Here is a 23,335-nt window from a genome sequence, read left to right on the forward strand (position 1 = left end):
CTCCAGGCGACATCACGCCTCAGATCCGCCTCTTGAACGACAGCCGCGTTCATCTATTGCAATTGCTTGTCGGACGCTACCGCTCGCCGGCGCATTCGCGTATTCATGTTCAAACTCAAGGTTGACGCCCATGACGAAAAAGCTGCGCCTCTTGTCCGACACGCTCATTGGAAAGGGCTGGGGAGAGCTCAGGGATTACACTGTCGCTTACCGCACCTCGGAGGGACAGGATGTCGAGATCCGGCGGGAATGCTACCATCGCGGTCACGCCGCGGCCGTTCTTCCCTATCATCTCGAAAAGAAAACCGTCGTTCTTGTCCGGCAGATGCGTATCGGCGCTTTCCTGTCTGGCGACGACGCATTCCTGCTTGAAGCTGCGGCTGGCGGGCTCGACGGTCAGGAGCCGGCTGCATGTGCCAAACGCGAGGCCCTCGAAGAGACCGGGTGCCGCGTGTTCAATCTTGAAAAGATTGCTGACGTCTACGCCATGCCGGCAGCCGTCACGGAGAAGGTGCATCTCTTCCTGGGAGAGTACGACAACGAGCCACGGAAGACGGCAGGGCTTGCCGAGGAACATGAATTCATCGAAGTGGTTGAACTTCCCCTCCGCGACGCCCTCGACATGATCAAGACGGGACAGATCATCGATATGAAGACGATCATTCTGTTGCAATCCTTAGCGCTGAAATAGCCCGTCAGGAACGTCCCCCCGTCCCGCTCTTGCGGACCGCCAATGTGACAGCTGCCGATGCCAAACCGGGCCCGGCAGCTGTGCCATTTTTAGCGTTCGCGCAGGACGTTTCGGACGAACTCGTAATGCGAAAGCACTTCATGATCGCCGGGATTGAGGTGGCGGACAAAGGAGTAAGCGACGTAGGCGTTCTCGAAGCGTCCGCGTTCCTTTTCAACATGGCCAAACTGTTTCCAGGCGGCGGCTGACTCGGGCTTTGCCCGCAGGTAACGCGCATAGAACCGCGAGGCCCATCCCCATGACCTCGCCTTGGCCGAGGATCGCGCCAACTGCAGCCACAGCGCCGAGATGTCGAACAGCGGTGCTGTTGCGGACAGGAACTCAATCGCAGTACGAGCCCCCTTCACAGGGTCAAGGACTTCTCCCCGACCATCGTCGACCGGATGCGGTACTTCGCAGCCCGCAAGGGTGAGGGCTTCGATAAGCCGCATATGATGGTCAGGAACCGTCACGTCCGCAAAACCGATGGACGATATTCCAAAGAGCGGCTCACCCGCAGGGACGGTCTTCCCAGCCGAATTCGTCTTGAAGTCGAAGGCGAGCGTCAAAATCCCGTTATCCCCGACGCAGCCCGTCAGCTTATGGACCGAGCGACGCACGGCAAGCACCACGGTTTTCGCAGATGTGCCCGCCGTGATCTCCACGATGCGGGCACCGGGAGCCGGAGAACTCAGGCAGAGATAGATATCAACGAGCCAACCTGTCGGCAGCACCGTCTGAAGTTCCAGCGTAGCGTTGGCCTCGTTCGCCCAGGCGAGTTGTTGCTCACAGGGGCCCCATCCTTTGCTCCGGGTCATACGCGCCGTGACCATCAGGTCACCTTCGAGATCCAAGCGAGGCAAACGCGCCTCCCCGAAATCGTAAAGGGTGCCGGGAGAAAATCGGTAATTGCAGACCGGCCTCGTCGAAGGCCAGGTGAACGCCTTCAGGGCGTCATACAATTCTTGGCAGAACGCAAGCCAGGTCTTCGGCTTGAAATTCTCGCGGATGTTCCGCTCCCAGGCTGCAAGGTCGCTTCTGTCGAGCAAAAGCGGGCGAATAACTGCAAGGCCGCTCTGCCAGTCGAAGGGATCCACATATCGTGCGAAACGCCCTCCGACTTCAGGCATGGAGGTCGCCGATGACGTCACGCAGGGCTTGCCGCGTGCCAAGCTCTCCCCGACGGGCAGGCCCCAACCCTCCGCAAAGCTGGGGTATACCGTGAAAAGGCAATTTTCGTAGAGGTAGTCGAGTTCCGCATCTGAAATGTTGTTGTAGACCTGCAGCCAGCGATCAGCAGCTTTCGTGCGCGAGATCTCTTCCTTCAGTTCCTCGATGTTCCATCCCCATTTGCCGACGAAGACGAGGCGGGGAATCTTCGCATCGCCAAATTCGGTGGCAAGGGCCTCCCAGATCTTGATCAGGAAACTATGGTTCTTTCGGATTTCGATCGTACCGACGCACAGAACGTAGTCCTGACCTGAGAGCGCGGAAAAGCGCGACGGCTGGGTGGCGGACTGAACCGCGCTCGGAAGCTCGGTGGGAAGTTGAACCGCTGTCACGGGCAACGACAGATTCAACCGCCGCCCCATGAACTCCTCGACTTCACCTTTGACGAAGTCGGAGTTCGTCAACACCTGATCGCAAACAGAAAGCACATCGATCAGAGAGCGTCGGAAGGTGCGATTGGCGACCTCGGAGAGGTATTCGGGGTTCTTGATCTGGATGAGGTCATGGATGAAGAGTGAAATGCGCACACCTTCCATCCGAAGACGGATCAACAGGTCATGATGGTAGTAAATCCAGAACGCGCCCACCATGACGTAGCTGTCAATCGCGCGCGGTGACACTTCTATGCGGCTGTCATAGACGGCATCGAGAGCCTTGCGGATTGTTTCTCGCGATGCGCTGCCGCCTTGCAGCAACTGAACGAGTGTCTGCACCGCCTCAGCATCGGCGGCAAGAACGCGCTGGCGATCAAATTCCGGAATAACGGGAATGACATCGACATCGGCCATCGCACGGTGAACGATGAGATTTGCAACAACCCGCTGGATGCCACTGACGGTGGTGTTTCCATCCTGCGCGTAAGCGACGAAATCCGTTATGTCCAACCAATAGATGGGGCGGCTGCCGATCATCTTCGGGAGCAGCGCGTTACCCCACTTGGGCATTTCGGAGCCGTATGCCGGCTTGATTATTTCGGTTCCAGTCATCTGGGCTTTTGCGACCTGCGACATGTTCATCTTTAAACCTTAGATTTTAGCCTCGACCCAGGCGACGCTGAGGGCAAACCGGGACATTTCAAGGATTGGCGAGTTATCTCTCATTTACTGACTGCAGCCCAAGGCTGCATTTATGAAAAATCTATAAAGTGCTGCGGAAAGTACTCAAATCGCGAGCAGTTGCAACCTCATCGGGGGCTTAAAATACCTGTCCGCCTGGGGTTGCTTGCCCGGATCCTGTCAAAACAAGGAGATGGAGCATTCGAGTGCCTATCTTTCGAACGGATTTCTGCAACGGGGGCATTGCCGCCCGCTCATACCCTTAGACACCGTCGGCCAAAGCGGCATGAAGACGGGACAGTGTCTCGTTGATGCGCCTTATTTCATCGATCCTGTATCCATTTTCAGTCTGCAATTCCTCGATCAAGCGTTGCTGCCGATGGATTTCCTCTATCCGGTCACCGTTTTCCCTGGCTAGACGGATCGCAAAGCGCTTGTAGACGTCGCGGGACTGGAGGGCGCGCAGATCAATGGAAGCAAGCCCCTCGGCCGTCAAGGGGTAACCGAGCGTCGTCGCGATCTCACCGAAGGTTCCATTGATCTTCTTCAGATCATCGGCAGAGAGCGCATTCAGCGCCTCGTACGGGCGGCCCAAACGGTTGTGCTGATCCGTGTTGCCGACCAACTGAAGGAAATTCGCTTCCATGACTATGAGATCCAAGGCCTCCCGATCGGGCCGAATGCCCATGAATTCGGCGACCTCGATAAGGAACCCTATTGGATCCTGCACGACATCTTCATATTTCCTAATGAGACCCTCTCGCTGTCGGGCGAAATCGTGCAGTTGGCGGATATCGTCGATGAACGTGTCATCGACACCCAAAGGCTGGTCAATGTCGGCATCGTGAATGATAGAGGCTGGCAAAGCGTCCTGCTGGTGCAGATAACGGGCATGAAACCAACTTAGCTGACAGTCTCGCGGATCGCGCACGACAAGAATGGGTACGATCTCGAACCCCTTCACCTTCTCGACAACGCTCACACCGCCGCGAAAACAGCCAACGAGAGTATTTTGTTCGAAGGCGTCCTGGAGGTGTTCCTCGGGGATATCATGCGGGGCAATAGCCTGTAGATGAAAGCGTGCAACGGTGTCGTCAGCCCGGTACCCGGATCTCTCAAGCAAGCCCTGTAGAAGCATGAAGAGGATCGAACTTCCGCCGCGGCGAAACCCAAGGAAGACGAATTTTTTATCCACTGAAACCCCACTCACCTGCTGCCTGCCGTCCAATGCAGTTCCCCCACTGACGCAACGGCTAGCGCCACGCACTTTTGCGCCTCTCCCAACCGTTACCGCTTTGTCATCTTCGCAATTAGGGCTTGCACGTGCCCCCGCTCAACCGTCAAGGCGCCAATCTTGATAAGAAAACAAACGAACGACAAGGATGGTGGTAAGCGAACTCTGAAAACGCCTGCAAAATCAGGTTGCAAAGATGCGAGCTACGATTGGCCTCACTTTGATGTGATCGTAATGTCATGAAGGGTCAAAACGGATGTTCCATGCGAGTAGACGCGGGCTTCGAAGCGTTCGTCGTCAGCGAGATTGACGGAGACGTCGAAGGATACCCGGACGGTTCGGCCACCGGTACCGGACAGTTGGATCGTATGCGCCGGCAGGCATTCGTTCGGCCGGCAGACGCAGAAGTCAGCCCATCCGATCGGCTGCTCGGACGGCGCGTCGCTTTGATATCGATAGGCCACCGTATAGCGATTCGGGGGCAGATAGCCGTACTGGCCAAAGGCGACAAAACCCTCGCGATGGCTGACACGACGTCCGCCATAGGGAACGACGTCCGATTCGACCTGATGGCGCAACCGCTCGCCCAGCATAAGCTTTGAATAAGCGTTCGCCTGAAAGCCCGAGGTATCAATCGCGATACGGGGCATCGACAGGTGAGTGTCATTGATATTGACTGGCAGAAGGATCTCGGCAAACGACTGGTCATAGAACCAGTCCCGTTCCGAGCAACAGAACCCGGCAAAAGTACCGCCATCATCCGTGGAGAAAAGGCAGGTGGGATCGACGATCGAAAAGCCCAGCCGGCTTAGTGCTTCGACGTCGTTGTCCAGCCGGAAACACGACTCGCGTTCCGCATTCAGGGACCACTGAAATGGGTAATGGTGACTTGGCGTGATCGTGGCGTGCCCGAAGCCATACAGGATGCCATTCCGGTTCAGGGCATTCGCCCCTCCCCGCATCATGTTGAAATTATCATGCGGGGCACGTGGCGCGAAACCGCCGGGTTTTGCCTGTTCCAGTTCTGCAAGACCGGTCTCGAGATCAATGTCGAGCACCTGGTTCGGATCGAAGCCGTGAACGGCACCGAGGCGACCGTTATTGTCGAAAGGCATCCAGTTCTTACCGTACGTGAACCACGGATCACGCACGAGGACCGGCAGAAGACGCTCTCGGCCAATGTCATAAATGTAATAGGGATGCTCGCTGTTCAGTGCGCCTCGGAACAACACAATGGCACGGTCACCGACATGGGTGACACGCGGGTCGTTGCCGGAACCGATATCAAGCGCGCTTTCGCAGACGAGACCGTCGTCCTCCCGACGCCATCGTCTGATGACGATTCGGCTCAGATAAGCGCTCTTATCCTCAGGCCAGTCCTCCGGACCGAACATGACATGATAACGGCTGGCCGACCATAAGGCCCCCTGCCAGTTGATGAATGCAAAAAAACACTCGAACGGACTTCCGCAGACGGCATGCGTTCGAAGGACAAAGGCACTGCCCTCCCGTCGAAACCTGATGGAGAGCGGCACCTTGGCAGCCATGCGCGATGAACCTCAGACTTTAGACTTTGCAAATTTCGGGGCAAGAGGCACGCGCCGCTACGGCTTTGCCACTTGGCACCATCAAGGACAGGCCGTCCAACTTAGCGCAAACCAATTTGAAATCGACACTTTATCTCATTGATCTCCTGATCCTATAAAATCATATATTACTTATAATACAATCCATGATACATGTTTGGAATATAAAATATAGTAGATGTGGATTTTCGTAGATCACGAATGTATAATATTCGCATACAATAGTATTCAAAATAACGAATAATTGGTAAAACTTACTCCTATTGACGATATCGGCGCGTTTTGCCAATACGAACACCACAATCAGCACATTCTCGATCATTCGTCGGAGTGATCACACAAAGAATAATGGAGAGTTTCATGAAGACTGCCTTGGTTTGTGGGGCTGGCGGTTTCATCGGTAGCCATCTGGTGAAGCGCCTGAAGCGTGAAGGCTTCTGGGTTCGTGGCGTGGACCTGAAGTTCCCGGGCTTCGCCGAGACGGAAGCCGACGATTTCATCGTGGCCGACCTGCGCGACCAGAGCGTGGTCGAGCGTGTCATCGACCGCTCCTTCGACGAGATCTACCAGCTGGCCGCCGACATGGGCGGGGCCGGCTACATCTTCACCGGCGAGCATGATGCCGACATCATGCACAATTCCGCGACGATCAACCTGAACGTCGCCGACCGCGCCTACAAGCGCAACAACAAGCGCATCTTCTATTCGTCCTCGGCCTGCATGTACCCGGCCTACAACCAGGAAGATCCCGAAAACCCGAACTGCGTGGAATCCTCTGCCTATCCGGCGGCACCGGACAGCGAATACGGCTGGGAGAAGCTGTTCTCCGAGCGCCTGTTCCTGGCCTACAACCGCAATTACGGCATGGTGAACCGCGTCGCGCGCTACCACAACATCTTCGGGCCGGAAGGCACCTGGCAGGGCGGCAAGGAAAAGGCCCCGGCCGCGATTTGCCGCAAGGTGGCGCTGGCGGCCAACAATGGCGAGATCGAGATCTGGGGTGACGGCGCGCAGACGCGCTCCTTCCTCTTCATCGACGAGTGCATCGAAGGCACGATCCGCCTGACGCGCTCGAACTTCGAAGGTCCGGTCAACATCGGCTCGGAAGAGATGGTAACGATCAACCAGCTTGTCGACATCGTTGCCGATATCGCCGGCAAGAAGATCCACAAGAACCACATTCCGGGTCCGACGGGCGTGCGTGGCCGCAACTCGGACAACCGCCTGATCGAGGAGAAGCTCGGCTGGGCACCCGGCGCGACGCTGCGCGCCGGCCTTGAAAAGACCTACGCCTGGATCGAAGCGCAGATCCGCTCGAACAGCGCCGGCAACAAGTCGGCGGCTTAGAACGTCCATATTGCCAGAAGCACCCGGCACGGCAGAAACAATGCCGAGCCAGGTGCTTCTAAATCCCCCTTTACACTGCCTGCATCGCTGGAGAAAATGATGCGTCTTTTCGTCTGCGACCCTGTATGCGTGCAGGCATTCGGCCACAATGTAACAGCGCTGCGGTACTTCACTCGCGCTTTTCGCGAGCAGTACCAGGCCATCGTTCCGTTGTGCTGCAAACTCCTTGATCCCTCAGTGGTCGAGAGAGAGAACTTCGTTGCTTTCTATAATTTTTACTACCATCGGTACTTTCCATCTGTTGAGGCGGCAGAGCCGGCCGTACCGGATGGCTCGGATGACGCAGCCTTTTATCCCGACGAGTTCGAACGTATTGCCACCGACGACGCGCGTCGACTTTTGACGTCCTACGAAATCGGCCCAGAGGACGATATTCTCTTCCCCCATCTCGATTTCTATGGCGTTGCGGGAATGCTCAATGCGCTCAGCGAGATGCACCCTGACAGCCGCCCGCACCTGTTGCTGCGCTTCATTGGCGTGATGGAGAACGCCACAATCACCTATCGGAAACCGACCGCCGAATTGCTGGCTCGCGTGAGGGCCGCATTGGAGAGTGGCATAACGGTGCGCGTGAGCGCGGAGACGCCGCGCTATGCCGACTATGTTGCTGCGGAGCTTGGGATAACGGTCGCTGTGACCGGTTACCCAGACGAAGCGGACGCCATGCCGATGCGTCAGGACATTCCCTTTACGTTTTATTGCCCCGGCTCGGCCCGCTTCGACAAGGGGTTCCTCGACCTGGCCGAAATCTTCGGCGGCATCAGAAGGGCGTGCGGCGATCTGTCTATCCGCTTCATCACGCAGATCCTCCCGGATCGCGACCTGAAAGATCACCTCAATAGCCTCTTGAAGATCCAGGCAATCCCGGGTGTGGAGCTTCAGCCATCCGCAATCGAGGCCGAAGACATGATCGAGACCTTTCGAAGAAGCCACGCCGTCCTGCTGCCCTATGCAGCAGACATCTATGAATTTCGCGGCTCCGCGGTTCTAATGGAAGCAACAGCTTACGGAAGGCCTGCCATCACCTATGAGGGGACGGCGTTTGCCGAGCTTGTCCGCTATTACGGCCTCGGAAAGGTGGTCGCCTCGCCGGCGGACATGGTGAAAGCTGCGCTCGAAATGGCTGCGGAAGACCGCGACACGCTTGAGGTGAGGGCCAAGCAGGCAAGGTTTCGATACATTAGAGATAATATTGCGTCCTATCAATTCTGGATGAAGCGCCCATGAAGAAACTCCTGTTCGTCGATCATGCGGCTCACAAGCTCACCCGGTCGAGCAACTTCTTTATCGAAATTTTATCGACGCGCTTCGACGTCGAGGTATTTTACATCGAGCCGGAGCGTGAATACCCAAGCGATCTTATCGAGACGGCGAAGAATTTCGATCTGATCGTCGTCTGGCAAATGGATTATCTGGCGTCCATCTTTACCATTATCGGGATTCCGACCGTCGTCATTCCCATGTTCGACGGGTCGGAATTGATGCCAGACTTGCACTGGATCTTCGGCCGCAAGGCATCCTATCTCAATTTTTCGCTGGCGCTGCACCATCGCGTGCGCATGACTGGCGGAACCTCGATGGCTCTTCGCTATTTCCGGCCGCCGGTCGAGGAAAGCCGCAGGGCAGAGTTCGACGGCCCGATCAACGCGTTCTTGTGGATCAGGCGCCCCGATCACGGAATTACCCTGAGGCTTGTCGAAGCGTTTTTGGGCGGGCAATGCGACCGCATTCATATCCATCACGCACCGGACCGTGCAGAGGACGCCGGGCCGGAGCATATCGTGCCCAGCCGTGACGACTATCAACTGACGGTCACACGATGGGGGGAGGATCCGGCTGCCTATCGGAATGCCCTCGCGGAGTGCAATGTCTTTATCGCACCTCGGCTCACCGAGGGTATTGGGATGGCATTCCTTGAAGCCATGGCCCGCGGCATGCTCGTGCTTGCGCACGATCGTCCCACCCATAGCGAATACATTGCAAACTGGTTGAATGGCATCTTGTTCTCAAGTCACACGGTCTCCACTATTCCGTTTGATCGCGAGCAGGTCGAAGAAATCGCCGACATGGCCTATCTCACAGTCGTCGACGGACATCGTCAGTGGCTTGAGAATATTCCGTCGATGCTCGACTTCATCGAAAACACGCCCCGCCCAGACGCAGTCGGTTCGTTCGACATTGATCGCTACGCGCGTTCGCTATTCAGCGCCTACTACGGCGGGATAGAGTATTACCGGCACTTCCTTACATCGGCAGCGTCGTCTGTGCTGGCCCAGTTGGGCGTGTCGGTCAAGGGCACTTTCGATCAGGAAGCAAACCTGCGCCCGGCGCTGGCGACAATCGCGCCCGGGGGAGGCGAATTGCCGCCGATGCTGTGGAACGCTCGAATGGACTTGCTTTCGCTACCGGATCATGTCGCCAAAGGAAAGCTGGTGGTTGCCGATCCGGTTGCCTGGATCACGGGGAAGAGTGTCGATCTTCATATGAACTTCGGCATCAAGAACCCGCTGTACCGACGTATGAATGTCGCCTTGCGGCTTCCAGCTAAAATGAAAACGCAAACGCTTGTCGTGTCTTGCAACGACGCTTTGGTTGGAGTCTTTCAATTATCCGAAGGTAACGCGGAAATTTCCGCAGAGTTACCGGTGTTCCAGAACGATCTGACGCGCACCTTCTGTCTTCAGACGACGGAACTGGCGAAGGAAAACGGGATTGAGGGGCTTGTCAGCCTCGGCATCGAACGCATTGAGTTCGAATGAGAGAGTTGTCTGAGAGGGTATCGACGCCCCCGTCAGGCGGGGAACCATCGGAGTTCGGGCCGAACCGCGCGGGAATTGGATCTGAAATGCAAACGGCCATAGCAGCAGAAGCCCAAAGTCACCGTCGTCATGGGGACATCCTGCGTGAGAGCGGAGACTGGAAAGGCGCGATCGTTTCCTACAAGCTGGCCGCCGAGGCTGGCGATGACGAAGCCATGGAAGAGGTGCACGCACTCTCCAGCGCTGCAGTTGCGCTATCGGCTTCTTCGGATGGGCGACGCCTCGCATCTTTAAGCAGCAGCGTCGAACAACACCTCGTTGCGTTGGCTGAGAGCGAGTCGGCGGCTGGCTACGTGGCTCTTGCTGAAGCGTTGTCCTCTCTGTCACTTCACGAGGAGGCAACCATCAGCCTTCTGTGTGCGCTGTCTCTCGACTCGGACTTTCGACCGGCCACGGAAGCGCTGGAGACGATCAACCTGTCGGTAAGGTCTCGGGCAATTGATTTTCGATTGCGCGGCACATGCCAGAGCCTTCTTCCAGCAGATCATGGCTACACCCGTACTCACGTTGCATGGATGGAGCGCTTTGGGCTGCGGCTTGGGCATGCATTTCGAGATTGCGGGCGAATGGAAGGGGCTATCGCCGCTTATGCTTTTGCAGCCGAAGCAGCGCCCACGCCTGACAACTTCTTCCACCTTGGCCACGCCTATCGGCAGAGTGGTCGTTTCAAGACCGCGGAGGAGACGTATCGCAAGGCTATCGATCTCGCACCACAATCGGCAGAGGCGCATTTTTATCTCGCGGAAGCGCTGGAAGCCTCGCGCGATCTGAAAGGTGCCATGCTCGCTTTCGAGGAGGCGGACACGCTTGGCCTGTCGGCCGCACGGGACCAGTGGTCGCGACTGCTGAGCAAACTTCAGCATCTGATTTTCCCAGCGCATTCTGACGCATTTTCAGACGCTGGCGCGATCATGGAGGCCTTGGTCCGGCAGGAAAATGACGAAACCTATCTTCGCCTTGCAAATGCGCTTGAGGCGGCAGGCAGCTTCGACGCTGCGATCTATGCGTGTGGCGCCGCTTTGACGCATCGCGCAGACTATCCGGAAGCAGAGCGCCTGGTGCGCGATATCGTTGAGCAACGTGTGCTGAAGGAAAAGCGGAGCTTTCTGATGCAAGCGGGGCGCCGACACGTGTTTCCGGATGCTTGCGGCTTTCAATCTCTTGCCACCGATATCCTGGAAACACTTTGCCTGCGCGTTGGCCATGCGTTTCGCGACACCGGCATGCCGGTTCCAGCTTTTGCGGCCTACGACGCGGCCGCAGTGTATTCCCCGTCCGCGGATACCTTCTATCACCTCGGACACGCTTGTCGGCGTCTCGGAGATCATAGGAGAGCCATCAGGAGTTATGCATGCGGTCTCGAAAAGGGTGAAACGGCGCCAGGTTACTTCTACCTTGGCGAAGCCCTGATCGCTTCAGGCTTGCAAGCAGAGGGTCTGGCTGCCCTTACCTGGGCGCTTTCAATCGATCCGAGTTTTGTCGATGCGCGACGGCATATCGACCACCTCCAGCGGCAGATTGTGCCGCCAATGCGCGTTCAGGACCTCGTGGTTCCTATCCCAAAACCTCTGTCAGTCGGCATGGACGGCGGCTTAGCAACGCTTGCGACCGACGCGTTCTGCCTCCAGCCGGCCGGCTCTTTTGCCTGGCTGCAGAAGGGGGACGGTGAAGAGCAAGACGGCGTCACTCTCGCCACACTCGGCAGTTCGGCGCCTCCTGACGCAAATGCCGTGCCGTCGCTCGGCAAAGGCGGCCTTGCTCTGCAATTTTCCCTTCTTGCGCCAATGCGCTCGCGCCATGTTGTGAAGATCCTTCTCAGACAGCCATCGTCATCACGCATCGACGTTTTCGATCGCAGCTTGCCCGCAGAAGAGCAGCAACTTCCCATCCGCCGCCTGCGAGCAAACGAGACGCTGGAGTGGATCTGCTTCGACCTCATCAAGCCCGTCAACGGATCTCCTCATTTCATCGAGCTCAAGGTGCTTGACACCTTGCCCCCTGACGGCCGGGGTGATTGTCTCGCGCTCTTCACGCACCCACTCGGACGCAACGATCTCTGGGGCGCCTTCCTGGAGCAAGTTGACTATGACAGGCAGCTTCTGGAATTGAGACGTCTTCTGCGGGTCTGAACTCCAAGAGGCGACGCTCTTCATCCCGTCTCATTCTCGCCGCTTTTTTCCGGCTTCTCGCAGTGAATAGGGTTGGGCGAGGTCACGCCACTCGGACGCGGATGGCGTCGCGATATGTCTCAGTTCCGAGGTTTTGTCTTGGTTCGACACGTGTGGCGCATCATTGTTGATGGAGCGGTTGAGCACTGAGGGCGGCTTCGCCGGGGTGACACTGCGGGGAATGCCTCCTGAGGCTCGAATTGCCGCGCGATGCTGGATCGTGTAGACATATGAGTGCCTCGTTTTCTTTGATGTCACTCGATTGGATGTTGCGCGCTTTGCCGCAGGGGGCAAACAATCCCGCGCTACTGGGGAATGCACACACATATGTCCATCGAATCGCAAATGGCCGTCTCCGGCGCCAGCAGCAAGCCGGCGCCGGCGTTGAAAAAAGTATCGCTGAAAGAGTGGGTATCGGCGCACTATACCCGAGTGATATTCATGGCCGTCTTCGTGATCCCCACATGCGCGTCGCTGTTCTACAACCTGATTGCGGCAGATCGCTTTGTTTCCGAAGCGCAATTTGTCGTTAAGGGGGTAAACTCCACTCAGGTCGGCGGCCTTTCCATGCTGCTGAGGACGTTTGGCATTTCGCGATCGAACGATGACTCGTACGCGATTGAGAACTATCTCAAGTCTCGGGACGCGCTCGGCTCGCTCCAAAACAAAATCGATCTGCGCGAGGTCTATAGCCGGCCCGAAAGCGATTTTCTCACGCGCTTTCATTCGTTTCTCTACGGAGATACGACCGAGAGTCTTTTTGACTACTACCTGGATCAGATCGAGGTCGAACGAAACGCGGAGTCCGGCGTATCGACATTGAGGGTATCGGCCTATCGGCCGGATGACGCCAAGTTAATCGCTGACACCCTTCTTGCCCTCGGCGAGATGCGCGTGAACGATATGAACGCCCGCGCGCGCGCAGACGCGCTGAAGCTGTCCGAGGATGCACTGCAGCTTTCCGAAGCCCGGCTTTCAGCAAGTGAACGTAGCCTGACCCTCTATCGCAACAGTGAGCTTCTGGTCGATCCTGCGAACGAAGCGCAGATGAGCTCCACCGTTATCGGCAAGCTCTATGCTCAGAGCATTCAGGAACAGATAAAGCTGGATCAATTGCTGCGAGCCGCCGCCGATAGCCCCGGCATTTCGGCGCAGAAGCTGAAAGTCGACTCGCTCCGGGAACAGCTGGCTGCTGCTGAGGGGAAGCTTGTCGGGGACGATGGATCGCTCGCATCGAAGATCGGCAAGTACGAGCAACTGGTTTTCGAACGTGAACTGGCCAATCGGGCTTACGAAGCATCCGTGAATGCCGTCAATCAGGCGCGGGAGGAAGCGCTGCGCAAGCAAATCTACCTGCAGACGATCGTTACGCCCAATCTTCCGGACAAGGCGACGCGTCCTTACCGCCTGCACAACGTCTTCACTGTCGGCCTTTTGACGATGGCCAGTGCCATCATGATCTATCTTCTCGTCTCGGGCAGCCGAGAACACCTGAACCTGCACTAGGCGGCACCAAGATGTATGCAATGGGACGCCAGACCACTGGCCAGAAGCTCCGGAGCAAAGCGCGCACGATCAACGCGCTCCTGGTACGCGAGCTCATGGTGCGCTTTGGCCACGGAAATATCGGCTTCATGTGGCTTGTGGGCGAGCCCCTCATCCTGACGATCGGGGTGATGGGAATGTGGACGCTCCTATACGGCGAACAGAAACATGGCGTGAAGATCATGCCGGTCGTTCTGACCGGCTATTCCACACTGACGCTGTTCCGGCACATCATCAGCCGGTACGTCAACTGTTTCCGTGACAATGCAGGGCTGCTTTTCCATCGCTCCGTACGACCGGTCGATACCCTGATCGCGCGAGGCCTTCTCGAGACGGTTGGCGTCCTGATCGCGTTTTTCGTGGCCTACATCCCGATGCGCCTGCTCGGATATTTTGACCCGATCTACGACTATTCCCTTCTGCTCAGCGCATGGTTCCTGTTCTGCTTCGGAATTTCCGGCTTTGGCATGATCGTCGCCTGCATTTGCCAGATGTCGGAGACCGCGGAACGCTTCGTTCAGCCCATGCTCTACCTTGCCATTCCAGCGACAGGATCGTTCTTCATGGTCGCGTGGCTGCCTGAGTCCGCACAAAAGATCGTGTTGCTGTCACCGCTGGTCCACTGCAACGAAATGTTCAGGGCCGGCTACTTCGGACCGTCCGTTGCAACGTCCTGGAATGGTTGGTACGTGGTGACCTGGGCTCTGGTGAATAACGCGATCGCATGGACCTTGGTCAAACGGACGCAACGACACATCGAGATTTCCTAGGGCCATCACGGCAGGACACAGCAAACACCATGGCCACAGATCAGCAAGAACGTCAGCAGGACGAGACCCTTGTCTTAAAGACGATCAGTTCGAGCGGACAACTCGTCCGCATCGACGCTGATGAATTCGTCGCGTTTCCGCAATCCGGGCAAAGGAAAGCCTCGCGGTGGATCCCATCCAAGTCGCTTTCCATTTTTGTTCTGCTTCCAGTGCTGGTCGCCGGGATCTATAATTTCGTCATCGCAACCCCGCGATACACATCCGAAGTGTCCTTCATCGTCCGTGAAAACAAGGCGAATACAGGTGTTGCGGCACTCATCGGCGAAGGTGGCCTGACGCGATCGGATGAAGCGAGTTACGCCGTCGTCACGTATCTTGAATCAAGGGATGCCGTTAAATTCCTCGATAGCGACGGGATGCTCAGTTCCATCTTTTCCGGCGCCAGTATCGACTTCGGATCTCGTTTTCCAAGCTGGATCAACGGCTCGTCCTTCGACGAGTTCTACAAGCACTTCCAACATTACTATGACGTGGAATATTCCTCCACGACCGGCATTGTTTCGCTCGAGACTCAGGGCTTCACCCCCATCGATGCACAGAAAATTGCGTCGCGCCTGCTGGAGGGCGCTGAAAAACTGGTGAATGCGCTTGGAGATACGGCAAAGGCGGACGCCATCCGACTGGCCCGTCAGAATGTGGCAGATGCACAAACCAAGCTCGCGCTCATTCAGAAAGAGATCACCGATTTTCGAAATGACAGCCGTCTTTTGACGCCCGATGTCGAAATGAAGATGAACAGCGAGATCATTACCGGTCTCATGTCTGAACTGAGCACAGCAGATGCTCAGCTTTCACAGCTGCTGCAGGGCTCCCCTGACAATCCGAGGGTAAAGGAACTTCAACTGCGCCGCGACGCCTTGCGTGATCAGCTCGACCAGTTCCGGGCGCGCTTGAGCGGCTCGGACAACTCCCTGACCCAGAAAATGGAGGCGTATTCCGAGATTTTCCTGCGCAAGCAAATTGCGGAGAAGGTTCTCGTCAACGCCTTTGCGACACTTGGCAAGGCGGAACTCGATGCGGCCAAGAAACAGTTGTATATCGACGAGGTCGTAACCCCGGGCGTCTCCGACGTTTCTGAACATATGCGGCCTCTTCTCAACGTCTTTCTTACGCTCATTTTGACTTTTTCGGCCTACTGGACCGTCAAGACGGCGTGGGAACTGGCCATGGATGAAGGCTGACATCGATGACGTCCAGCGCACCTGTCCTGCCGGTGGATCTTGAGGCGGCAAACGCGCCTATCCGCAAAAATTCCATCGCGATCAGGAATCTGGTCAAGGACTACCACACGCCAACGGGCACGGCCCATGTACTCAAGGGCATTTCCTTCGATGTGCAGGCAGGCGAAAAAATTGCGATCCTCGGACGAAACGGCGCCGGCAAATCGACCCTCGTAAAACTCGTGGGTGGTGTCGAGAGGCCGACAAGTGGCTTCATATACCGGGGCATGTCGATGTCTTGGCCGATCGCATTCGGCGGCGGCTTCGAACCGACCATGACGGGCCTCGACAATATCCGCTTTATTGCCCGTCTCTACAACCAGCCCATTCGCGAGACGATCGAGCGCGTCGACGACTTTGCGGAACTTGGCAAACATCTGATGTCACCGGTGAAGTCCTATTCATCCGGCATGCGCGCACGACTGGCCTTTGCGCTGACGCTGGCGATCGATTTCGACTGCTTCCTGATCGACGAGGTCATTTCCGTTGGCGACCAGCGTTTCCAACGCAAGAGCCACGAAGCCCTTTTCGAAAAACGTAAACACTGCGCCATGATCCTGATCAGCCATGACATTGGCATCATACGGTCGTATTGCGACCGAGCTGTCGTTTTGAAAGCCGGCCGTAGCAAAGTCTTTGAAGATTTGGACTTTGCGATCCAGATTTACTCCGCGCTTTAAAGATCCAGAGATGATTTTCATTTGCGCGGGCCCGCTTTCCCCTAATCTCCTTTTTGTCATGCAATTGCTCCTTGCGATGCTGGAGCGTGTCCACGGCGTTGTGGACGTCGTAACGGCCAATACCGTCGAGGAGCTTAGAGCGGCGCTACAAGAGCGCAGATCACACGTCATGATCCTCATGACGACCTGTCCTTCGGAAGAGATCTCGGCCTCGATATTGCGAAATCGAATGTCGATTCTGCTGGTCACCCAAGACTTTGCCACTCTGGCGTGCCAATCGATGCGCACCACAGGATCAGACTTCGTCGGCGCACTGCGTGACGTGACACGTCAGGTCAGCGCGTTAAGCCCGGTGGCGACAAGCGAGGGGACAGCGCGCCTTCCGATCGCGGAGCAGGATACGGTTCACGCCGTCGCAACGCGCCTCATGCTTATGCTGGGACTTTCATTGGACGACAACCAACTGGAAGAGGCTTGCATTGCCATTTCCAAGGACAGCAGTTCGACAACCGTCATCGATGCGCAGCGACAGAGTGTCGAAAGAGCCGCTGACACCTATCAATCAAGAGACATTCTCCTTCCTCATGAAGTGCTTTTGATCAAGCGGCTTGAGGAGAGCTATGGCGCGCTGATGGATCGGGAGCATCCGGAATCAGTCGAGATTCCAACGGAAATGCTGATCCGCGCCGAACCACCTCATCCCCATCTCGAGGGGACGATCGATCTTCTGGGACCCAGTCGTATTCTGACATTTGGACCGTATATGCACCTGCCGGTCGGCCGATGGCGTGCCGAGCTTCTTTTCGATATCCGGGACAACCACTCTGGAAACGAGTTTGCCATGGATATCTTCAGCAATGACGTCGTTCTTGCCTTTGCAAAGACACAGATGCCGAGAGAAGGAACGTTTCAGGCTGAACTCAACTTCGAAATCACCCGCGCAAGTGCCGCCTTTGAGGTCCGCACATTCGTTTATGTCGGCGCCATCGAGGGCGTTCTCACGATCCAGAGCCTGAAGATGGTGGCGCTGACCTAGTCGTTGCAGTTTACGGGTGCGCACAGAATGCCGCTGTCGGCCAAGCTCCCACGGCCTTTGCAAAACCGGAAAATGCAGGTTGAACGCGCCCCGCTATGCCGCTAAGCCAATGCACCATGCGGATACTCCTCGACGTCACACGCACCCTTGTACACTCAAAAAAATCGACACCGACAGGCATCGACCGGGTAGAGCACGCCTACATCCGGTATTTTCTTTCCAGCCCATTGGCGGAAAATGTCTTTTTCCTCGCGAATTCGGCTTTGGGGCGCGGCGCGTTGACGGCAAAGGAATTCTATCCATTCTTCAGGAAAATCGAGGACAACCACGAGAGAGATGCGCAATCGGAAACGGGAGAAAACTGTCTCAAACTGCTGAGCACGCTTGCGGCTCCGCCTTCCGTCGATCGACTTTCGCCGTTGAGCTTACGCTCCGGCGACAAAGCGGCCGCAGACAGCATCTGGAGCGTTGCGAACGCAGTGATCAGAGGGCGCAAACGCTTTCAGGCAATGGTTCGTGATGGCATTCCGACGACATATTTTCATGTGTCACATCTCCAACTCGATGATCCGCGATGCTTCCGCTGGCTCGAAGCGCCACACATCGAGCCCTTCTTTTTCGTGCACGATCTCATTCCCATCGAGTTCCCGGAATTCTGCTCCCCACGGGCCGCCGAGCGGCATGGGCGCAGGATGGAAACCATCCTGCGCCATGCGCGCGGAATCCTGGTCAACTCCCATTTCACCGAAGCATCTCTTCAGCGCTATGTGAAACAGCGGAACCTGCCTGAGTGCCGGGTCGTGCCTTTGGCAAACAAGATTCAGACCCGCGATATCCCGGCATTTGCGGACTTTCGTGCCGATGTCCCCTTCTTCATCCATGTCGGAACGATCGAGGGACGGAAGAACATCTCCCACATTCTCACCGTCTGGCGCGCGCTGATCGAGCGTCTCGGCCCGTTGAAGGCTCCCCGCCTCGTCATTGTCGGCCGTCGCGGCTGGGAATGTGAAACCGTCGTCTCCGCTCTGGACCGCAGTCGGGATCTGGCGAACCATGTCATCGAAGTGTCAGGGCTACGGGATGGTGAGCTTTACGGGCTCATGCGGAAGGCAGCCGGACTGATTACCGTTTCCATAACGGAAGGTTTCGGCCTTCCACCCGTCGAAGCTGCGAGGCTCGGCTTGCCTGTCATTGCATCCGATATTCCAGCGCACCGAGAAGTCCTTTCCGATGCCGCGACCTTTGTCGGAATCCACGATGGCGAAGGCTTGCTGCGTGAAATTTTATCCATCATGTCTGGAGAGGGCCGTGCAAACGGCGCATCCCCTCCTCTGGAATTTTCCTGGGACATGCATGTCGACCTCGCCCTTCGGTCGATCGACGAGATTACAAACCGCTCATAAGAGCGCATTCGGGAGAGAAGGCGCTCGGATGATGGCAGATCGGCAAACGATGGCTTCCAGAGAAAAGCGTATCCTCGTCGATGGGAAAAACATCGCGCTGCCGCAAGGCACCGGCGTGGCGACCTATGCACGTTCCCTGTGCAGAAACCTCGCGATGCTCGACGCCGATGTACAGCTTCTCTATGGCCACCGGTCGCCAGCGGCTCTTGCATGGCACCAAAAGCGCCCCGCCTTTCTCCGCTATGCGGAGCGGCTGGGAAAGTTGGCCTTCGCGATCGTACCAACTGATATCGGTACAGAGACCCCTCTTCAAACAAGCGATCTCCGGCAAGTGGACGGCGTGTCTCGTTATTGGCGGGCACCTTACGTGTTTGACAGGCCTTCCTTTTCCTTCACATGGCATCGCTTCCAGGCCATCCGCAACGTCATGAACGCCGACGCGGCGCACTGGACCTATCCGGTGCCCACGCGCCTTAACGGCGCCGCCAACATCTACACGCTGCACGACCTCGTGCCGCTGAAGCTGCCGGAGACGACGCTCGACAACAAGCGGGCCTATCATGCGATGATCCGGAAGATCACGCAGACGGCGGATCTGATAGTGACCGTGTCGGAACAATCGAAGGCGGATATCCACGACTTGTTCGATGTCCCGGATGAGCGGGTCGTCAACACCTATCAGGATGTCGACATTCCCGCAGAGTTGCTCGCCGAAACCATGGATCAGGTGGCCGGGATGATTGCCGCCGATTTTCAGCTGGAGGCCGGGCGTTTCCTGCTGTTTTACGGGGCCATAGAGCCGAAGAAAAATGTGGGGCGTCTGATCGAGGCGCATCTGTCGTCCGGGCTCGACATGCCGCTTGTCATCGTCGGCAAGGATGGCTGGTTGATGGAAAATGAGCTGAGGGCCTACAATCAGCATCTTGCCGCGCCCGGCGGGTCATTGCGCGTCATCCGCCTGCCTTATGTCACGCGCGCGCAACTGGTCCGGCTGACACGGGCCGCCTTGGCCGTGACCTTCCCGTCGATCTATGAAGGCTTCGGCCTGCCGCTGGTCGAGGCGATGCTGTTTGGTACGCCGTTGTTGACGAGCAATATCGGTGCCATGCGGGAAATCGCCGGCGATGCGGCCTTGCTGGTCGATCCCTATGACGTCGCATCGATCGCGAAGGGTCTTTGCCGGATTGCCGGTGAAGCGTCCTTGCGCGACGAGCTTGTGGATGCCGGACGCATCCGCGCAGAGACATTTTCCAGCACCGCTTATCGCGCCCGGCTGCGGGACGCCTACGCCCGGATCGGGTGAGGCAGCGGCTGCACCGCCGCAAACGGGAAGGCCCCTGCGAAAACGCGGCGAGCGCCGACTATAATCCGTTGATATTATATCATTTTTTCAAAAATTCCTGCACTTTCTTCAACCACATACGAGGCAGGCGGGCTGCGTTTTCGCAGGCCGCATCAAGCGGCTATTAACCTTTCTTTTCTATTGAGAAAGGCACCGTTCGACATGTAGTTGAGAGTAAGCGTCCCATGCGTCAGATCCGTCCCGCACCCGTAACGCCCACGCCGAAAAAGGTGGCTGAGATGCAAGGGGGGCGCGGAGATCTCGGCCGGGGCGATGCCGGCACGCTGAAGGGAGCCGGTGAGTTGACCGACCTGCCGGAGTGGCAGCGGGCGTTCATTTTGCGACCGAATGTGCGGTTTACCCGGACGCCGGAAAATGCCATCCCCCGCAAGGGTACCGAAGGCGAAAGCGATGTCGCTGCGGAGATGTCGGTCGAGGCGTCGGCGCCCGCGATGATCGGCCCGCAGATCGGTGCAAAAGCACCGGCAGTGCCGGCTCAGGTTCCGGCCGAAAATGGACCCCAGGAGACGGCTTCAACTGCCGTTCCGCCTGTCGAGCAGCCCGTGGTCTGGCAGGGTGACGCCATGTCGCTTCTGGCGAAACTGCGGCGTGAAGTGGCTGGCACCTTGCGCCATCGGGAAGCCGCCGACGCGCTTGGGCTTACGCCCCGGCCGGAATCACCCGTCAAGCTCGTCGAGACGCCGGCGGCGGTAGAGACGCAGCCGATGATCACGATCGCAGCGCCCGACTCTCCTGTTACGGGCTGGGTTGCGCCGCAGATGCATGGGCTCACGTCGCCCGCTTCGACGCCGGGCGAGGCGAGCCCGGCAGCAAAGGTCGAGCCGGCTCTTTCCGCGTCCCCATCGGTCAACGCTTTGCCGGATTCGATCTTCTGGGCGGCAATGGCCGAAGATGTGGATCTGACACTCTTTGCCGGATTCGAATCGGGGATGGCTGTGGATGGCGTCGCCTATCAGGCACCCATACAGCCGGCACCGGTCGCGGCCGCGTCGAAGGCTTTCCCGGTCGCGCCCGCGCCCGTCGTCGCGGCACCTGTCCCTCCCCTCGCCGCTGCTCCGGCGACCGCCGCGCCGCGCTTTGGCGCCTGGCCCAAACCGGCCCGGTCCATGCCGCCGATCGAAACGCTCTACCGCGCCATCGATCTGCGCCGCCCGAGTGCCGCGCTTTCAGCCCTGGAGGCGGCGCTCTCGGCGGCGGCGGCGCATCTGTCCGCGCCTGCGGATCTTATCCCTGCCGTGGATGCCGAGCCGGCATCAGAAAGCGTGGCGCCAGACGTCGCCGCCGACATTGCCGCCGAGGCGCCACCTGTCACCATCGAGGCGCAGGCACCCGTCGTGGAAGCCGAGCCTGCCGCTGCGCCCGTGGCAACACGCACGCGCACCCGCACGGTTTCCGCCCGCCCGCTGACCATGATGCCGGCACCGCTTTCGAGCGGCGGCGAATACGAGATGCCCTCGCTCGACCTTCTGAACGATGCGCCCGAGCGCGAGACGATGACCATGACGCAGGAGGCGCTGGAACAGAGCGCCGGGCTGCTGGAAAGCGTGCTGGAGGATTTCGGCGTGCGCGGCGAGATCATCGACGTGCGGCCCGGCCCCGTCGTGACGCTCTATGAATTCGAGCCGGCGCCGGGCGTGAAATCCTCTCGCGTCATCGGCCTTTCCGACGACATCGCCCGCTCCATGTCGGCGCTGTCGGCGCGTGTCGCCGTCGTTCCCGGCCGCAACGTCATCGGCATCGAGCTGCCGAACCCGGTGCGCGAGACGGTCTATTTCCGCGAACTGGTGGAATCCGCGGCCTATTCCGAAAGCCGCGCACGGCTGGCGCTCTGCCTCGGCAAGACCATCGGCGGGGAACCTGTCATTGCCGAGCTCGCCAAGATGCCGCATCTGCTCGTGGCCGGCACCACCGGCTCGGGCAAATCGGTCGCCATCAACACGATGATCCTCTCGCTGCTCTACCGGCTGAAGCCGGAGGAGTGCCGGCTGATCATGGTCGATCCCAAGATGCTGGAACTGTCGATCTATGACGGGATCCCGCATCTGCTCACCCCCGTCGTCACCGATCCGAAGAAGGCGGTGATGGCGCTGAAATGGGCCGTGCGCGAAATGGAGGAGCGCTATCGCAAGATGTCGCGACTCGGCGTGCGCAATATCGACGGCTACAACCAGCGCACCGCCAATGCGCGCGCCCGCAACGAAACCATCCTCGCCAGCGTCCAGACCGGGTTTGATCGCTCCACGGGCGAGCCGGTGTTCGAGGAACAGGAACTCGACCTTTCGCCTCTGCCCTATATCGTCGTCATCGTCGACGAAATGGCCGACCTGATGATGGTCGCCGGCAAGGAGATCGAAGGGGCCATCCAGCGTCTGGCGCAGATGGCGCGTGCGGCCGGCATTCACCTGATCATGGCGACGCAGCGCCCGTCGGTCGATGTCATCACCGGTACGATCAAGGCCAACTTCCCCACCCGCATCTCCTTCCAGGTCACGTCCAAAATCGACAGCCGCACCATTCTCGGGGAGCAGGGCGCCGAACATCTGCTCGGCCAGGGCGACATGCTGCACATGATGGGCGGCGGGCGGATTTCGCGCGTGCACGGCCCCTTCGTCTCGGACGAAGAAGTGGAGCGTGTCGTCGCGCATCTGAAGCTGCAGGGCCGGCCCGATTATCTCAGCACCGTGACGGAAGAGGAAGACGAGGCCGAGGTGGAGGAGGTCGAGGACACCGCCGTCTTCGACAAGGGCGCGATGGGCGAAGGCGACGCGGACGATCTCTACGAGAAGGCCGTGAAGCTCGTGCTGCGCGACCGCAAGTGCTCGACCTCCTACATTCAGCGCCGCCTGCAGATCGGCTATAATCGTGCCGCTTCGCTGGTGGAGCGGATGGAACAGGAAGGCATGGTCGGCCCCGCTAACCATGTCGGCAAGCGCTCCATCATCGGGCTGGAACGCGAGGCGCCGGCGGCGATGGAGATGGACGCCGAGGACTGATCGGCTCCTCCTTCTAACCCATAGCCAAGCCATGAA

16 protein-coding genes are annotated in these 23,335 nt (G+C 58.1%); 13 read left to right on the forward strand and 3 right to left on the reverse strand.

Annotated elements, in window-relative coordinates; all coding sequences use genetic code 11:
* The first annotated feature begins 130 nt into the window (after positions 1 to 130).
* Positions 131 to 691: an NUDIX domain-containing protein gene (locus F3H41_RS09765; protein ID WP_188129411.1), complete on the forward strand. Its 561-nt coding sequence runs from the start codon at positions 131 to 133 to the stop codon at positions 689 to 691.
* Between the two features lie 89 nt (positions 692 to 780).
* Here the strand turns inward: F3H41_RS09765 and F3H41_RS09770 are convergent, their stop codons facing one another.
* The 3 genes from F3H41_RS09770 to F3H41_RS09780 form a co-directional block, all read right to left on the reverse strand.
* The gene (locus F3H41_RS09770; RefSeq protein ID WP_149738485.1) at positions 781 to 2,976 is read right to left on the reverse strand and encodes a glycosyltransferase family 1 protein; all 2,196 of its coding nucleotides are present in this window, start codon (positions 2,974 to 2,976) and stop codon (positions 781 to 783) included.
* Positions 2,977 to 3,277: 301 nt separating this feature from the next.
* The gene (locus tag F3H41_RS09775; RefSeq protein ID WP_149738486.1) at positions 3,278 to 4,243 is read right to left on the reverse strand and encodes a sulfotransferase domain-containing protein; all 966 of its coding nucleotides are present in this window, start codon (positions 4,241 to 4,243) and stop codon (positions 3,278 to 3,280) included.
* A gap of 221 nt (positions 4,244 to 4,464) precedes the next feature.
* Entirely contained in the window at positions 4,465 to 5,796 is a 1,332-nt protein-coding gene (locus F3H41_RS09780) for a hypothetical protein (RefSeq protein ID WP_149738487.1), read from the reverse strand.
* Positions 5,797 to 6,195: 399 nt separating this feature from the next.
* On the opposite strand from F3H41_RS09780, the gene F3H41_RS09785 reads away from it, so the two are divergent.
* The 12 genes from F3H41_RS09785 (at position 6,196) to F3H41_RS09840 (ending at position 23,299) form a co-directional block, all read left to right on the forward strand.
* Positions 6,196 to 7,182 carry an NAD-dependent epimerase/dehydratase family protein gene (locus tag F3H41_RS09785; RefSeq protein ID WP_149738488.1) on the forward strand — a complete coding sequence of 329 codons (987 nt, stop codon included), beginning with the start codon at positions 6,196 to 6,198 and terminating at the stop codon, positions 7,180 to 7,182.
* Positions 7,183 to 7,281: 99 nt separating this feature from the next.
* Complete coding sequence (locus F3H41_RS09790; protein ID WP_149738489.1) at positions 7,282 to 8,469, forward strand: glycosyltransferase family 4 protein; 1,188 nt, start codon at positions 7,282 to 7,284, stop codon at positions 8,467 to 8,469.
* Entirely contained in the window at positions 8,466 to 10,001 is a 1,536-nt protein-coding gene (locus F3H41_RS09795; RefSeq protein WP_149738490.1) for a glycosyltransferase, read from the forward strand. Before F3H41_RS09790 ends, F3H41_RS09795 begins: the two co-directional genes overlap by 4 nt.
* Before the next feature lie 86 nt (positions 10,002 to 10,087).
* Complete coding sequence (locus F3H41_RS09800) at positions 10,088 to 12,190, forward strand: tetratricopeptide repeat protein (protein ID WP_188129412.1); 2,103 nt, start codon at positions 10,088 to 10,090, stop codon at positions 12,188 to 12,190.
* 366 nt (positions 12,191 to 12,556) lie between these two features.
* The gene (locus F3H41_RS09805) at positions 12,557 to 13,735 is read left to right on the forward strand and encodes a hypothetical protein (protein ID WP_188129413.1); all 1,179 of its coding nucleotides are present in this window, start codon (positions 12,557 to 12,559) and stop codon (positions 13,733 to 13,735) included.
* 20 nt (positions 13,736 to 13,755) lie between these two features.
* The gene (locus F3H41_RS09810) at positions 13,756 to 14,544 is read left to right on the forward strand and encodes an ABC transporter permease (RefSeq protein WP_188129414.1); all 789 of its coding nucleotides are present in this window, start codon (positions 13,756 to 13,758) and stop codon (positions 14,542 to 14,544) included.
* Between the two features lie 29 nt (positions 14,545 to 14,573).
* The gene (locus F3H41_RS09815; protein WP_188129415.1) at positions 14,574 to 15,785 is read left to right on the forward strand and encodes a hypothetical protein; all 1,212 of its coding nucleotides are present in this window, start codon (positions 14,574 to 14,576) and stop codon (positions 15,783 to 15,785) included.
* A 5-nt stretch (positions 15,786 to 15,790) separates the two neighbouring features.
* Positions 15,791 to 16,504 (forward strand): ABC transporter ATP-binding protein, encoded by a 714-nt coding sequence (locus F3H41_RS09820; RefSeq protein WP_149738495.1) that lies wholly within the window; start codon positions 15,791 to 15,793, stop codon positions 16,502 to 16,504.
* Positions 16,505 to 16,514: 10 nt separating this feature from the next.
* Entirely contained in the window at positions 16,515 to 17,540 is a 1,026-nt protein-coding gene (locus F3H41_RS09825) for a hypothetical protein (RefSeq protein WP_149738496.1), read from the forward strand.
* Between the two features lie 116 nt (positions 17,541 to 17,656).
* Entirely contained in the window at positions 17,657 to 18,943 is a 1,287-nt protein-coding gene (locus F3H41_RS09830; protein ID WP_188129416.1) for a glycosyltransferase family 1 protein, read from the forward strand.
* A gap of 28 nt (positions 18,944 to 18,971) precedes the next feature.
* Positions 18,972 to 20,246, forward strand: a complete 1,275-nt coding sequence (locus F3H41_RS09835; protein ID WP_188129417.1) for a glycosyltransferase family 1 protein — start codon at positions 18,972 to 18,974, stop codon at positions 20,244 to 20,246.
* A 278-nt stretch (positions 20,247 to 20,524) separates the two neighbouring features.
* On the forward strand, positions 20,525 to 23,299 hold the full coding sequence (locus F3H41_RS09840; RefSeq protein ID WP_149738499.1) for a DNA translocase FtsK: 2,775 nt from the start codon (positions 20,525 to 20,527) through the stop codon (positions 23,297 to 23,299).
* Positions 23,300 to 23,335: the final 36 nt, after the last annotated feature.

Source organism: Rhizobium sp. RU20A (assembly GCF_900155885.1).
Taxonomy (GTDB): domain Bacteria; phylum Pseudomonadota; class Alphaproteobacteria; order Rhizobiales; family Rhizobiaceae; genus RU20A.

Bases quoted from the DNA above. Each gene is read 5' to 3' on its own strand.
- F3H41_RS09765 (WP_188129411.1), top strand. From the start codon at position 131: ATGACGAAAAAGCTGCGCCTCTTGTCCGACACGCTCATTGGAAAGGGC.
- F3H41_RS09770 (WP_149738485.1), bottom strand. From the start codon at position 2,976: ATGAACATGTCGCAGGTCGCAAAAGCCCAGATGACTGGAACCGAAATA.
- F3H41_RS09780 (WP_149738487.1), bottom strand. From the start codon at position 5,796: ATGGCTGCCAAGGTGCCGCTCTCCATCAGGTTTCGACGGGAGGGCAGT.
- F3H41_RS09785 (WP_149738488.1), top strand. From the start codon at position 6,196: ATGAAGACTGCCTTGGTTTGTGGGGCTGGCGGTTTCATCGGTAGCCAT.
- F3H41_RS09790 (WP_149738489.1), top strand. From the start codon at position 7,282: ATGCGTCTTTTCGTCTGCGACCCTGTATGCGTGCAGGCATTCGGCCAC.
- F3H41_RS09795 (WP_149738490.1), top strand. From the start codon at position 8,466: ATGAAGAAACTCCTGTTCGTCGATCATGCGGCTCACAAGCTCACCCGG.
- F3H41_RS09800 (WP_188129412.1), top strand. From the start codon at position 10,088: ATGCAAACGGCCATAGCAGCAGAAGCCCAAAGTCACCGTCGTCATGGG.
- F3H41_RS09805 (WP_188129413.1), top strand. From the start codon at position 12,557: ATGTCCATCGAATCGCAAATGGCCGTCTCCGGCGCCAGCAGCAAGCCG.
- F3H41_RS09810 (WP_188129414.1), top strand. From the start codon at position 13,756: ATGGGACGCCAGACCACTGGCCAGAAGCTCCGGAGCAAAGCGCGCACG.
- F3H41_RS09815 (WP_188129415.1), top strand. From the start codon at position 14,574: ATGGCCACAGATCAGCAAGAACGTCAGCAGGACGAGACCCTTGTCTTA.
- F3H41_RS09820 (WP_149738495.1), top strand. From the start codon at position 15,791: ATGACGTCCAGCGCACCTGTCCTGCCGGTGGATCTTGAGGCGGCAAAC.
- F3H41_RS09825 (WP_149738496.1), top strand. From the start codon at position 16,515: ATGATTTTCATTTGCGCGGGCCCGCTTTCCCCTAATCTCCTTTTTGTC.
- F3H41_RS09830 (WP_188129416.1), top strand. From the start codon at position 17,657: ATGCGGATACTCCTCGACGTCACACGCACCCTTGTACACTCAAAAAAA.
- F3H41_RS09835 (WP_188129417.1), top strand. From the start codon at position 18,972: ATGATGGCAGATCGGCAAACGATGGCTTCCAGAGAAAAGCGTATCCTC.
- F3H41_RS09840 (WP_149738499.1), top strand. From the start codon at position 20,525: ATGCAAGGGGGGCGCGGAGATCTCGGCCGGGGCGATGCCGGCACGCTG.